Origin of the sequence: Saccharopolyspora oryzae (genome assembly GCF_027853915.1) — a bacterium.
GTDB lineage: Bacteria > Actinomycetota > Actinomycetes > Mycobacteriales > Pseudonocardiaceae > Saccharopolyspora > Saccharopolyspora oryzae.
In genome coordinates this window covers 1-13028 of the sequence record NZ_JAQGLA010000131.1, presented here as the reverse complement: position 1 = coordinate 13028, position 13028 = coordinate 1, and the positions used below count along the sequence as shown (strand labels likewise).

13 protein-coding genes are annotated in these 13028 nt (G+C 69.6%); 9 read left to right on the top strand and 4 right to left on the bottom strand.

Annotation, left to right across the window (positions count from 1 at the left end; all coding sequences use genetic code 11):
- Positions 1-91 precede the first annotated feature (91 nt).
- Together OU415_RS36425 and OU415_RS36420 are read right to left on the bottom strand one after the other, a co-directional pair.
- Positions 92-820, bottom strand: coding sequence for a Type 1 glutamine amidotransferase-like domain-containing protein (locus tag OU415_RS36425; protein ID WP_270954261.1), 729 nt, complete (start codon positions 818-820; stop codon positions 92-94).
- Positions 821-904: 84 nt separating this feature from the next.
- Complete coding sequence (locus tag OU415_RS36420; RefSeq protein ID WP_270954259.1) at positions 905-1552, bottom strand: MmpS family transport accessory protein; 648 nt, start codon at positions 1550-1552, stop codon at positions 905-907.
- A gap of 101 nt (positions 1553-1653) precedes the next feature.
- Here OU415_RS36420 and OU415_RS36415 point away from each other — a divergent pair, with 101 nt between their 5' ends.
- Positions 1654-2091 carry a VOC family protein gene (locus OU415_RS36415; protein ID WP_270954258.1) on the top strand — a complete coding sequence of 146 codons (438 nt, stop codon included), beginning with the start codon at positions 1654-1656 and terminating at the stop codon, positions 2089-2091.
- 59 nt (positions 2092-2150) lie between these two features.
- Positions 2151-3218, top strand: coding sequence for an Rv2578c family radical SAM protein (locus OU415_RS36410; RefSeq protein WP_270954257.1), 1068 nt, complete (start codon positions 2151-2153; stop codon positions 3216-3218).
- A 230-nt stretch (positions 3219-3448) separates the two neighbouring features.
- Here the strand turns inward: OU415_RS36410 and OU415_RS36405 are convergent, their stop codons facing one another.
- Together OU415_RS36405 and OU415_RS36400 are read right to left on the bottom strand one after the other, a co-directional pair.
- On the bottom strand, positions 3449-4492 hold the full coding sequence (locus tag OU415_RS36405; RefSeq protein WP_270954256.1) for a hypothetical protein: 1044 nt from the start codon (positions 4490-4492) through the stop codon (positions 3449-3451).
- A 187-nt stretch (positions 4493-4679) separates the two neighbouring features.
- A complete protein-coding gene (locus tag OU415_RS36400; RefSeq protein ID WP_270954255.1) occupies positions 4680-4907 on the bottom strand; it encodes a hypothetical protein in 228 nt (75 codons plus the stop codon).
- 101 nt (positions 4908-5008) lie between these two features.
- On the opposite strand from OU415_RS36400, the gene aspS reads away from it, so the two are divergent.
- The 7 genes from aspS (at position 5009) to OU415_RS36365 (ending at position 13010) form a co-directional block, all read left to right on the top strand.
- Positions 5009-6829, top strand: a complete 1821-nt coding sequence (gene aspS / locus OU415_RS36395; protein ID WP_270954254.1) for an aspartate--tRNA ligase — start codon at positions 5009-5011, stop codon at positions 6827-6829.
- 13 nt (positions 6830-6842) lie between these two features.
- Positions 6843-7784, top strand: a complete 942-nt coding sequence (locus OU415_RS36390; protein ID WP_270954253.1) for a DUF389 domain-containing protein — start codon at positions 6843-6845, stop codon at positions 7782-7784.
- A 222-nt stretch (positions 7785-8006) separates the two neighbouring features.
- The gene (locus OU415_RS36385) at positions 8007-9221 is read left to right on the top strand and encodes a phosphotransferase family protein (protein WP_270954252.1); all 1215 of its coding nucleotides are present in this window, start codon (positions 8007-8009) and stop codon (positions 9219-9221) included.
- A gap of 100 nt (positions 9222-9321) precedes the next feature.
- On the top strand, positions 9322-10035 hold the full coding sequence (locus OU415_RS36380; protein WP_270954251.1) for a GNAT family N-acetyltransferase: 714 nt from the start codon (positions 9322-9324) through the stop codon (positions 10033-10035).
- A 389-nt stretch (positions 10036-10424) separates the two neighbouring features.
- Positions 10425-10766 carry a hypothetical protein gene (locus tag OU415_RS36375; protein ID WP_270954250.1) on the top strand — a complete coding sequence of 114 codons (342 nt, stop codon included), beginning with the start codon at positions 10425-10427 and terminating at the stop codon, positions 10764-10766.
- Positions 10767-10814: 48 nt separating this feature from the next.
- The gene (locus OU415_RS36370) at positions 10815-11411 is read left to right on the top strand and encodes a carbonic anhydrase (protein WP_270954249.1); all 597 of its coding nucleotides are present in this window, start codon (positions 10815-10817) and stop codon (positions 11409-11411) included.
- A 102-nt stretch (positions 11412-11513) separates the two neighbouring features.
- Positions 11514-13010: a SulP family inorganic anion transporter gene (locus OU415_RS36365; protein ID WP_270954248.1), complete on the top strand. Its 1497-nt coding sequence runs from the start codon at positions 11514-11516 to the stop codon at positions 13008-13010.
- Positions 13011-13028: the final 18 nt, after the last annotated feature.

The following is a 13028-nucleotide window of genomic DNA, read 5'->3' as shown; positions in this document are numbered from 1 at the left end:
ATTATGCGGACCACCTGGACGGTGTCGCCCGCACGGGGCGCCCGTGCCCCCGCTGCGGCCGAGCTCTCGGTCGGAGGAAGTCGTGCATTCGTCAGATCTTGCGGACGTCCAGCCGGGTTTCGACGGCGGTGCCGTCGGGGCCGCGTTCCACCCGGTAGGCGCCGGCCTTCTCCTTCTCCGCGAGCGCTTCGACCATCTCGGTTCCGCGGTAGAGCAAGCCGACACCGTCGTCGGTCGCGTACCCGGCGGGGAGGGTGCCGTCCGCGATGAGGGACTGGAAGAGCGGTCGGCGTTCGGGCTCGCTGTCGTAGTGGACGCCGTTGGACCACGGCAGCATGCCGAGGCCGTTGGTCACCGGCTGGAGAGCGGGTCCGAACGAGTCGGTGGTGCCGCCGGTGTGCCAGCAGATCGAACCGGCGGAAACACCGGTCAGGACCACGCCCGCCTGCCACGCTTCGCGGAGGGCGGCGTCGAGCCCGTGCAGGCGCCACATGGCCAGCAGCCCGGCGACGCTGCCTCCGCCCACCCACACGACGTCCTGCGCGAGCAGGTGTTCGCGCAGATCGCTGATGTTCGGCATCGGGAACAGCGAGATGTGGCTGCCGACCCACCCCTCGCGCCACGCGTTGTCGTAGAAGGTCGCGATCAGCTGGCGGTCGTCCCCGCAAGCGGTCGGCAGGAAGCACACCCGCGGAGCCCGGTCGGCAACGCCGGCGAGGTCGACCGCATACCTCGTCAACGGGCCGACTTCCCAGCGCAGCCGAGCGGAAGCCCGGACGCCTCCAGAGGTGGCGAGAATCGTCGGAACATCAGCAGCCATGAGCGGAGACTACTGACGTCGGGAGACGACGAACGCGCCCCCGCACCGATCTCCAGTGCGGGAACGCATTCACGTCAGGCGGAATCACCAGTTCTTGACGTCGCCGTTGCACATCACGACGCTGTACTGGCCGTTGCTCGAAGCTTCTTTGAGCGCCTTGCCGTCGACGGTGATCTTGCAGGAGATCGTGCCGTTCCCAGCGTTCTGGGCGGACACCGAGAACATCTGGAACGCCTCGGGCGGAAGGCTGATCTCCTTCGTGAACGGCAGCGCGGCATCCTGCTGCTGTTCCACGGACGTCATGCCGTCGGTGGTGTAGGTGATGTTGAGCGCCTTGCCGGAGCCGGTCACCTCGTAAACCACCGTGCGGGGCTGCGCCGAGGAGTTGTCGGCCGGAGCCTCGCCGATCGGCGGTGCTGCGGGTTGCCCCTGCTCGAGCTGCTGCATGTTCCGGTTGATGTCGTCGGCGGCCTTGCCGAACGCCGCGGCCCAGATGATGCACACCACCAAGCCGATCGCCGACAGGACGATGCCGGTGATCGCCAAACCGCTGTTGGTCGCAACCCCCTTGCGGGCGCGGTTGAAACCGAGGATGCCGAAGATCAGTCCCAGGATCACCAGCGGCCAGGCGATCACGCCGATGATCGGGATGAAGGAGAAGATCAGGCCGACCAGGCCCAAGACGAAACCGGTGGTTCCAAAACCGTTGCGCGGCTGCGCAGCCGCATGCATTCGGGGTGAAGATTCTTCCGGCCGCGGATGTCGAGAACGCGGCAACGGCTTCGTCCCAGGGGCACGAGCGGCCACGGGGCCGCGCGACATCGGAGGTAATCATGGCGATCCAGCGGATGGACAACGTCGGCATCGTGGTCGACGACCTCCCGGCTGCCATCGCGTTCTTCCTCGAGCTCGGCCTGGAGCTCGAGGGCGAGGCATCGGTCGGCGGGCCAGGGGTGGACCGCCTCGTCGGGCTCGACGGCGTCCAGGCCGACTTGGCCGTGGTGCGGACCCCGGACGGCCACGGACGACTCGAGCTGACGAAGTTCCACACGCCGCCGGCCACCACCGCTGAGCCGAACGCGCCGGTCAACACCTTCGGGATTCGTCGCATCATGTTCGCCGTCGAGGACATCGAGGACGTCATCGCCCGGCTGCGCGCCCACGGCGCCGAGCTCGTGGGCGAGCTGGAGCAGTACGAGGACAGCTATCGGCTCTGCTACGTGCGCGGACCTGGGGGCATCCTCGTCGCGCTGGCCGAGGAACTCGGCTGACCCTGCACGGTGGGGTGAACCGAGTCGACATGATGTCGAAACTGTGTTCGAATTGAACCATGCGATGGGAACGTCAGCGAGTCGGGTCGGGGGAGGACCCCGCATTGCCGCTCGGCCTGCCGGAGCCTGCTGAGCGCGGGAGCGGTCGGGCCGGGCTGCGGCTGCCCGAGCCGGTGCCGATCGAGGCGGGGACCGAGGACGCTTACGCGATCGAGGTGCAGGCGAAGTCGATCATCAACCGGGTTCCGGGAGAGTCCGCCGTGCCGTTCGGCTGGACGGTCAACCCGTACCGGGGATGCGGACACGCCTGCCGGTACTGCTTCGCGCGGCGTACTCACACGTACTTGGACCTGGATGCGGGGCACGACTTCGACAGCAAGATCGTCGTGAAGGTCAACGCCGGGGCGCTGCTGCGCAAGGAGCTGGCGAGCCCGCGCTGGACCGGTGAGGCGATCGCGATGGGGACCAACACCGATCCGTACCAGCGCGCCGAGGGGCGGTACCGGTTGATGCGGGAGATCATCTCCGCGCTCCGGGACCGGGCCAACCCGTTCTCGATCCTCACCAAGGGGACGTTGATCCTGCGCGATCTCGACCTGATCGTGCAGGCAGCTGAAGTGGCGCCGGTGTCGGTGGCGGTTTCGGTCGGTTCGATCGACGAGGGGCTCTGGCGTGCCGTCGAGCCGGGTGCGCCTTCGCCGCGTCGTCGGTTGGACGTGGTGCGTCGGTTCGCCGATGCCGGGATCGGCTGCTCGGTGCTGATGGCGCCGATCCTGCCCGGGCTCAGCGACGGTCCGGAGCAGATCGATGCCGCGGTGCGGGAGCTGGTCGCGGCGGGGGCTTCGAGCATCACGCCCCTGCTGCTGCACCTGCGGCCGGGAGCGAGGGAGTGGTTCCGGGGCTGGTTGCAGCGGGAGCACCCCGAGCTGGTGCCGATGTACTCCCGGCTGTACCGCAACGGGTCGTACCTGCCGAAGTCCTACCAGCGGGACGTGCTGGCGCGGGTGGCCGAGGCCAAGCAGCGCCACGGCGTCCGGCCACCGCGGGTGCCGCGGTTCCGGGAAGTCGCCGGTGCCGCGCGAACGGATGCCGAGGTGGAGGAGGTGCGGCAGCTCAGCCTGCTGTGACGCGCCGAGGGGCTGCGCCGCGGGTGGGATCGACCGGGTAATGCAGATGCATATCGTTTTCGATTGGAGTTCGGCAATGCTGCCGAAGATGATTGCTGGTCCGTTTCGGAAATCGGCCGACTGTTTCCCGGGCGTTAAAAATTCCGGGACCTCGTGCCAGATTCAACCGATGTTCGGAAGCGGCCGGATAACCGGTTACGGTGCGTACCCGGCCGATTATCCGGCTCGCCTCACCGGGTGGTCGTGCGGGAGGACGAACTGGTGCCCAGCTGCTCCTCGGGCTGCCAGCGGACGCCGAAGACGCCCATCCCGAAGTCCAGCGCCACCGCGTGGGTGCGCCCGAACCGGTCCACGGTGAGCGGCTTCGGGGGCTCCACCTCCTGCGTGGTGGAGTCGCCCACGTAGCTCTCGCAGCGGGTCGGCGGGTGCGCCGGGTCGAACTGCAGCTCGGCCACGTACTGCCGCACCGGGAGCCGGAACAGCCGGCAGAAGCTGTGCTCGACCTCGTTCGGGCCGGTCGGCGGGTCGATGATCTCGTACTCGAGCAGCATCGTCTCGCCGCGGGCCAGCGCGCGGTCGAACAGCAGCTCGGCGACCACCAGGTCGCGGGCGTGATCGGTGAGCACCTGGCCGAGCCGGCAGGACCGGATGGGCCGGATGATCGGCGGGTTCTCGCCGGACGAGGCCCCGTCGAACATGATCACCCAGCGGTCCACGCCGTTGGTCTCGGCCCGGACCAGCTTGCGGGTGCGGATCTTGCGCAGCTCACCGCGCTGGTCGACGTGCACCACGTCGTGGTGGCTGAGGCGGGCGAGCTTGCTGTCGTGGCTGGTGTCGATCTTGGTGAGCAGCTCGGCGGCCGACTCGTTCTCCGACCACAGGGAGCTCAGCGGCGGCGCCTCGGCCGGCGCCTGCCGGGTGCGGCCGCGGGGGCGCGGCGGGCCGAGCAGCGCGGACAGCGCGTTCTCCGGCACGCCCAGGACCTGTTCGAGCTGCTGCAGCGCGAGCAGGGAGTCCGGGCGCTCCGGGCGTCGGCGACCGGACTGCCAGTAGCTCAGCGCGGTGATGCTGACCGGGGTGCCGCGGGCGCGCAGCCGGTGCTGGATGCGCTCCAGGCTCAACCTGCTGGCTCGGATCGCGGTGCGCAGGGCCGCCTCGAACGGTCCGGTGCGCAGCAGTTCAGCGAGTTCGGCCGACAGCGCGTTCGTCCCGTGTTGCGCGTTCCGGACGGGCGGTTGCGCGGTCGGGCGGGCCTCTGTTTTCGGGCCGATCATCGTTACTCCTCGTGTCCGCCGAATCCGAACTTACGCTAATGAGTGGATCTGCCATACGCAACGACCGAGTTCCGGTAGGTGTCTCCAACTAAAGTCGGAACAGGGCTGGCTTAAGGTGGTATTCAACTCCTGGTGCGCGTTGCGGTGCCGGACAAAGCCGTTGCCTCATCGTCGATCGATCTTCGAATCAGGTGAATTGTGGCGCACCCGACCCAAAATTGGTATCGACCATTTGGTGCCGCTGCGGTGAACGGACCAACGGGGCGAACTTCGCCGCGGTGATCCGGGCCAGCGCGCCGCGCGACCGGTGTCCGTGCCCAGCGCGGTTGGTGACGCTGCGCGGCGGCGGATCGACGCGCGGCACCTGCCGGGCGTGCGCCAGCCCTCGTTGGCTAGCCTTGAAGTCCTGCGTCATGCCTGTTGAGCCCGCATCTGGTGCGGCCCCGGCGGTGCTGGCGACAGCGAAGCAAATGCCGTCGAAACGCTGGCAACAGCGGAAGAAGGAGCTCAGTACCCGTGATGCGCACGCACGAGACCGGATCGCTGCGCGCCGGTCATGCCGGGCAGACCGTCACCCTCGCCGGGTGGGTGGCGCGCCGTCGCGATCACGGCGGGGTCATCTTCATCGATCTGCGCGACGCTTCGGGCGTCGCCCAGGTCGTCTTCCGCGAGGGCGAGATGGCCGAGCGCGCCCACCGGCTGCGCTCCGAGTTCTGCATCCAGGTCACCGGCGAGGTGATCCGGCGCCCGGAGGGCAACGAGAACCCGGAGATCCCCACCGGTGAGATCGAGGTGACCGCCACCGAGCTGGTGGTGCTCTCGGAGTCCGCGCCGCTGCCGTTCCCGCTGGACGAGCACCTGGAGGTCGGCGAGGAGGTCCGGCTCAAGCACCGCTACCTGGACCTGCGCCGCGCCGAGCCGGCCAAGGCCATGCGGATGCGCAGCGAGATCAACCGCATCGCGCGCGACGTCCTGCACGACCGCGACTTCGTCGAGGTCGAGACGCCCACCATGACCCGCTCGACGCCGGAAGGCGCGCGGGACTTCCTGATCCCGGCGCGGCTGCAGCCCGGCAACTGGTACGCGCTGCCGCAGTCGCCGCAGCTGTTCAAGCAGCTGCTGATGGTCGGCGGCCTCGAGCGCTACTACCAGATCGCGCGCTGCTACCGCGACGAGGACTTCCGCGCCGACCGGCAGCCGGAGTTCACCCAGCTCGACATCGAGATGAGCTTCGTCGACCAGGACGACGTCATCGAGCTGGGCGAGTCGATCCTGGCCGCGCTGTGGGGCAAGCTGGCCGACCACGAGATCCCGCGCCCGATCCCCCGGATGACCTACGCCGAGGCGATGGCCAAGTACGGCACGGACAAGCCGGACCTGCGCTTCGGCCTCGAGCTCACCGAGATGACCGAGTACTTCAAGGACACCCCGTTCCGGGTGTTCAAGGCCCCGTACGTCGGTGCCGTGGTGATGCCGGGCGGCGCGAGCCAGCCGCGGCGCCAGCTCGACGCCTGGCAGGAGTGGGCCAAGCAGCGCGGGCACAAGGGCCTGGCCTACGTCCTGGTCGGTGAGGACGGCACGCTGTCCGGCCCGGTCGCCAAGAACCTCTCCGACGCGGAGCGGGACGGCCTGGCCAAGGCCGTCGGCGCCAACCCCGGCGACTGCGTGTTCTTCGCGGCGGGTCCGCGTTCGGCGGCTCGCGGCCTGCTCGGCGCGGCCCCGCTGGAGATCGGTGAGCGCTGCGGCCTGATCGACCACGACGCCTGGGCGTTCGTGTGGGTCGTCGACGCCCCGATGTTCGAGCCGATCGACGAGACCGACGACGTGGCCGTCGGCAGCGGCCGCTGGACCGCGGTGCACCACCCGTTCACCTCGCCGAACGCCGACTGGGTGGACAACTTCGAGGAGGACCCGGCCAACGCGCTGGCCTGGGCCTACGACATCGTCTGCAACGGCAACGAGATCGGTGGCGGGTCGATCCGTATCCACCGCTCGGACGTGCAGGAGCGGGTGTTCGAGCTGCTGGGCATCTCCCAGGAGCAGGCGCAGGACAAGTTCGGCTTCCTGCTGGAGGCGTTCAAGTTCGGCCCGCCGCCGCACGGCGGCATCGCCTTCGGCTGGGACCGGATCTGCATGCTGCTGGCCGGTGCCTCCTCGCTGCGCGACGTCATCGCCTTCCCGAAGAGCGGCGGCGGGTTCGACCCGCTGACCTCGGCGCCGTCCCCGATCACCATCGAGCAGCGCAAGGAAGCCGGTATCGACGCCAAGCCGGCCGCGAAGGTCGGCGAGGAGAGCATCTCGGTGTTCCCGCCCGGCGTGGTGGAGAAGCAGGGCTGACCGGAGTCGCGACGTGCTGCACCTGCGGGTGATCTGTCCGGCCGAGCACACCGAACGGGTGCTGGCCGCGGTCCGGTCGCACCCAGGTGCGGCTCACGTCGTGCTGGTGCGCGGTGGCGCGCTGGAGCCGGCGGGCGACCTCATCGAGGTCGACCTGGCGCGCGAGGCCGCCGACGAAGTGCTGGCCGCGATCCGGGCGTCGGAACTCGCCCAGGTCGGCGCGGTGACCATCACCGATGCGGGCACCACGCTGTCCGAACGAGCCGAGCAGGCCGAGGAGTCGGCCCCCGGTGACGGGGACGACGCGGTGGTGTGGGACGAGCTGATCGCCCGCACCGGCGAGGAGTGCCGGCTCTCCGGCACCTTCCTCGCGTTCCTGTCCATCGCCTGCGTGCTCGCGGCGGTCGGCGTGGTGACCGATTCCCCGGTGACGATCGTCGGCGCGATGGTGGTCGGGCCCGAGTTCGGGCCGCTGGCCGCCATCGCGGTCGGCTTGGTGTCGCGGCGGTGGCTGCTGGTGCGGCGGGCCTCGTTGGCGCTGGCCGTCGGTTTCCCGGTCGCCATGCTGATCACCGCTGTCGCCGCGTTCGGCGGCGAGTGGATCGGTCTGATCGACCGCGTTGCGCTGCCGGCGGTGAGCGAGGTTTCGTTCATCTACCAGGTCGGTTGGTCGTCGCTCGTCGTGTCGCTGCTGGCCGGGGCGGCCGGGATGTTGTCGCTGACCTCGGCGAAATCCGCGGCCCTGGTCGGGGTGTTCATCTCGGTCACCACGGTGCCCGCGGCCGGTTACGCGGTGGTGGCGGCGACGCTCGGCGACTGGGCGCAGTGCGCCAGCTCGATCGCCCAGCTCGCGGTCAACCTGGCGGGGATCGTCGTGGCGGCGTCGGCGGTCCTCCTGCTCCGGGCTCGGCGGGTGGGGGTGGGTGACCAGATGCCCACCAGGGAAATGCTGTAGGGACGGGCCGCGGCGAAATCCTCGCCGCTGTGCAACGCGAACGCCGAGTCGTTCCGTCCACGTCGAGGGGGGAGTGCGCGCGGGGTCGAGCGTGCCGTCGCGGAGGTGGTGGACGACTGCCTACCGGCGAACACGCTGCGATTACGGGCGCTAACCGGTTGTGCGTCACTTGACCGGTTATGGCCGCTCAGGTTCATGTTGTGGGGGTAGTGTCTGGAGACGATGAGCGTGGAGATCACCACCGGCCCCCCGGAGGTTCGCGTCCCGGTCAGCACCGAGGCGACAGACACCGTCGGGACCGCGGAAGCTGTGCTGAGCAAGCGGACCGGAGCTCCGGTGCGACTTGCCGATGCCGAGGACCTCGGTGGTAGCGACCGCTCGGTAGTCATGCGGGTGCGGATCGCCGAGTCGCCCTTCGAGCTGCCCAGGACCGTCGTGGTCAAGCACTACGGCGAGTGCCCGGCGGAAGCCCGTTCGGACCCGTTCGCGCACGAAGCGGCGAGCTGCCAGCTCACCACGGCGCTGCCGCCGGAGGCGCGCGTCGGCCCCGAGCTCATCGCGCACGACGCGGCCGAGCGCCTGCTGGTGCTCGAGGACCTCGGGCGCGGTTCCACGCTGGCGGACGTGCTCTTCGCCGACGACTCCCGGGTCGCCGAGACAGCGCTGCTGGCCTGGGCGCGGGCGCTCGGGCGGCTGCACAGCACCACCGCCGGCTGCGAGGAGGACTTCGACGCGCTGATGCGGCGGTTGGGCGCCAAGTCGTGGACCGACCCGGTGGCCGATGACATCGTGCGCTCGGTGTCGGAGCTGCCGGAGTTGCTCACCCAGGTCCTGGGCGTGGACACCCCGCCGGTCATGGTCGAGCGGCTCACCACCGCGACCGAGCTGCTGCGGTCGAGCCGGTACCGGGCGTTCAGCCCGTCGGACATCTGCCCGGACAACAGCCTGGTGACCGGCAGCAGCGGGGTGCGGTTCCTGGACTTCGAGTGGGGCTGCGTGCGCGACGTCGCGATGGACGCGGCGTACCTGCAGTACCCGTTCCCGTCGTCGTGGTGCTCGTACGCGCTGCCGGACAACCTCGCCGAGAGCATGTTGTCCACCTGGCGCTCGGAGATCGCCGAGGTCTGGCCGGAGCTGGACGACGACGAGGTGCTGCTGCCGCGGCTGTTCAACGCCCAGCTGCTGTGGGTCTGGGTTTCGACGTGGTGGTTCCTGCCGCGCACCGGCGAGACCGACCGGCCCATCGACCTGCACATGCCCTCGCCACGCCGCAGCACGGCGCTGGTCGACCGGTGGCGGCACCTGCGGGCCGATGCGGTGGCCTCCGGGCTGGACGACGTCGCGGAGCTCGCCGACCAGGTGGTCGACGCGCTGGTCGACCGCTTCGGCGCGGGCGCCCTGCACCTGCTGCCCTACCCGGCGTTCCGCTCGGCGTGAGCCCGCGCCAGCGGCGCGGCGAAAAGGCGTTGTGCGACGGCATCCCCACCTGCTTGGATGCATATCCATTCATCTGAATTGATATGCACAGGCGGTGGGGATGGTTCCGTTCAGCGCGGAGATCGATCGGGCAGCGGTGGCCACCTGGCCCGCCACGACGGTGGAGCGGGTGGACGGCTGGCTGCTGCGGCATTGCGAGCTGCTCAACCGCAAGCGCTCGAACTCGGCCGTCCCGCCCGAGCGGGGCGTGGACGGCATCGAGCGGGTCGAGGAGTTCTACGCGGCTCGCGGCGCGGCGGCGATCGTCCAGGTCAGCCGGCCGGACCGGCGCGCCGATCTGGATGCCGCGCTCGCCGAGCGGGGATACCGGCTGACCGGGCCGACCGAGGTCATGTTCGCCGAGGCCGAGCCGGTGGTCGACGCGTGCTCGGCGGGGGAGTTCGACGTGCGGCTGGAGGAGTCCACCGGCCCGTCCTGGTTGGCCGCTGTCGAAGCGGTGGGCGGCACGCCGGAGCCGAGCTTGGACCGCTTGCCCCGGGCGCGGTTCGCGATCGCCTCGCGGGGCGGGCTGCCGGTCGGGGTGGGGATGTTCGCCGAGTCGGCGGGCTGGTGCGGGATCTACGGGATGGCCACGCATCCCGACTGGCGCGGGCGAGGTGTCGCCACCGGGGTCCTGCGCGCGGGTGCGCGCTGGGCGTCGGAGCTGGGGGCGCGGCTCTTCCTCCAGGTCGAGGAGGACAACCCCGGTGCGCGGCGGCTTTACGCGGCGCTGGGCTTCCGGACGGCACACCACTACCACTACCGAGTTCGTTGAACGCTGCAGTTTTCCGGGAGGTGTTTCCGGCAGGTTTCGGCACGAGGTATTCCGCGGCCAGTAGCCCTACACTCGATCCGGTAATGCTGGTCACATCACCATTACTGTCAGTGGTGAACATTGTTTACTCACCGCAGTGAAGAGGGTGGTGTCCACCCGGCAACCGGGTGAATTCGCAGGTCGTGGCCGATCGATTAACATATCTTCATTTGTTTCGGGGTCACCGATCCCGGATCGGCGACTTGCGCCGGGGTGCCGGTCTTCGGATACCTTTGGTTCAGCGTTTCGCTACTTTCCTCCTCTACCGTCGACGACGTCGGTGGGGAACGGCTGCCCATTTACCGGAGGATTCGGTGCACGGCAAGGTTTGGCGCTTCACGAGAGCAGGCTTGTTGCTGCTGCTCGCGATCGCGCTCGCCGTGCTGGGCCCGGTGCAGGCGACCGCCCAAGGTTGCTCGCCGACACGTTCGGGACCTGCGGAAACCAGTCCTGAAACCAAGGAGCACCGGGATGTGAAGCTCCGCGAGCGGCTGCCCGGCATCGCGCTGCACCGGTGCAGCGGATCCCGGTTTCGAGAGCGGAACGTGCCGCTGCCGCGCGTGCTGCAGCCCACCCACGACGTCGAAGAAGGGCTCCGATCGGGAATCCTCCCAAATCCTGGGAGCGATCCCTACCACGATTTCGTGAAGCTCAAACATTCCCCGGCCGTGCTCCAGGTCGTCCGGCACTGATGGGTCCTGCTCGCCGACATTTCCATGCCGACGACACGGAGAGACCCAATGAGCTTCGAACATTTCGTGCGACACGCCCGACGCCACCCGAGCACGCTTTCCGCGGCTCGCCGACAGCAGCTGGCCGCGGGCCAGAAACCGTCCGCGCTGTTCATCGGCTGCTCCGATTCGCGGGTGATCCCCTCCCAGATCACCGGCGCTGAACCGGGCACCCTGTTCGAACTTCGCACCGCGGGCAATGTGGTGCCGAAATACGCGCCGGACTCGGCGTCCAGCGAAATGGCCACCATCGAATACGCGGTGCTGCAGCTGCGCGTGCCGGACATCATCGTCTGCGGCCACTCGCACTGCGGCGCGGTCACCGCGCTGACCATGGCCGGACGCGGGTTGGAGGAGCTCCCCGCGCTGTGCACCTGGCTGGGCACCGGTGGCCTGACCGGCGTTGATCCGGAGGACCCCAGCGTTCGGTCCGAGAGCAAGCGGCACATCTTGGAGCAGCTGCGCACGCTGCGCGAATACCCGTTCATCCGGGATCGGATCGACGCGGGCGAGCTGCGGCTGCACGGCTGGTTCTACGAGATCGACACCGGCCTGGTCTTCGCCTGTCCGCAGAGCCCGGACGAGCCGGACTTCCTGCCGCTGTAACGCCTGCTCGAAGGCCAGTCGGACCCAGGCCGCGCCCCGCACAGCGGGGTGCGCGGCGCTGCCTGCGTCCCGACATCCGATTTGCCCTGGAGGGGCATTGTGATGACTCGACTTCTAACGTCCGAAACCCGCGGGAAGTCCGGTGCGCCGCCGACGTTCGGCGCTGACCTGGGTGCCTCGCTCGTCGTGTTCCTGGTGGCGGTGCCGCTGTGCGTCGGCGTGGCCGTCGCCTCCGGCGTGCCCGCCGAACTGGGCATCGTCACCGGCATCGTCGGTGGCCTCCTGGTCGGGCTGATGCCCGGCAGCACGATGCAGGTCAGCGGCCCGGCCGCCGGACTCACCGTGCTCGTGGCCTCCGCGGTGGAGCAGCACGGGCTCAGAGCGCTGGGCGTGATCGTGCTCGGTGCCGGTGTGCTGCAGATCGTGCTGGGCATCAGCCGCCTGGGCACCTGGTTCCGGGCGATCTCGCCCTCGGTGGTGCAGGGCATGCTGGCCGGCATCGGGCTGGTGCTGATCCTCGGCCAGATCTTCCCGGTCGGCGGTCTCGAACAACCCGAGAGCACGCTGGCGAAGTTCGCCGGCATCCCCGACCTGATCGGGGCGGTGGTGACCACGCCGGAGGGCATCAGCGGACTGGTGCTGGCGGTGCTGGCGCTGCTGATCATGTCGTTCTGGAAGAAGGCCCCGGAGAAGGTCCGGTTGGTGCCGGGCGCGCTCGTGGCGGTCGTGGTGACCAGCGCGCTGGCGGCGCTGCTGGTGCTGCCGGTGCAGAAGGTGGAGGTCGGCTCGCTGCTGGCGGCGCTGAACCCGCCGGACGCCGCGGGCTGGGGTTCGGTGTTCGACCTGGCCGTGCTCGGTTCGATCGTGACCTTCGCGCTGATCGCCTCGGCGGAGAGCCTGTTCAGCGCTGCGGCCGTGGACCGCATGCACGACGGGCCGAAGACCCAGTACAACAAGGAGCTCGTGGCGCAGGGCGCGGGCAACACCATCTGCGGTCTGCTCGGGGCCCTGCCGATGACCGCGGTGATCGTGCGCAGCGCCACGAACGTGCAGGCCGGGGCGAAGACGAAGCTCTCCCGCGTGCTGCACGGCTTCTGGCTGCTGCTGTTCGTCGTGCTGCTGCCGGGCGTGCTGTCCTTCATCCCCACGGCGGTGCTCGCCGCCCTGCTGATCCAGGCCGGGTGGAAGCTGCTGGAGCTGCGGCAGGTCGCGGTGCTGGTGCGCGAGAACCGCTCGGAGGCGTTCGTGCTGATCCTCACCGCGGGCATGATCGTGGCCACCGACCTGCTGATCGGCACGCTGGCCGGGCTGGCCGTCGCGATCGTCAAGACCGCGATCGAGGTGTCCCGGCTGTCGGTCAAGGCCGAGGACGGTGACGAGCAGGTGCGGGTCGAGATGGGCGGCACCGCGACCTTCCTGCGGTTGCCGCGGCTGCTGGACCACCTCGACCAGCTGCCGACCGGCAAGCACGTCCACCTGGACCTGACGATGGTCCGCCACCTCGACCGGGCCTGCCACCAGGCCGTCGAGCACTGGGCGGCGCAACGGCGGCGCAGCGACGGCACCGTCGAAGTGGCCCTGCCCGCCAGGGTGGGCTGACGCCAGTCGTGGGGGGGG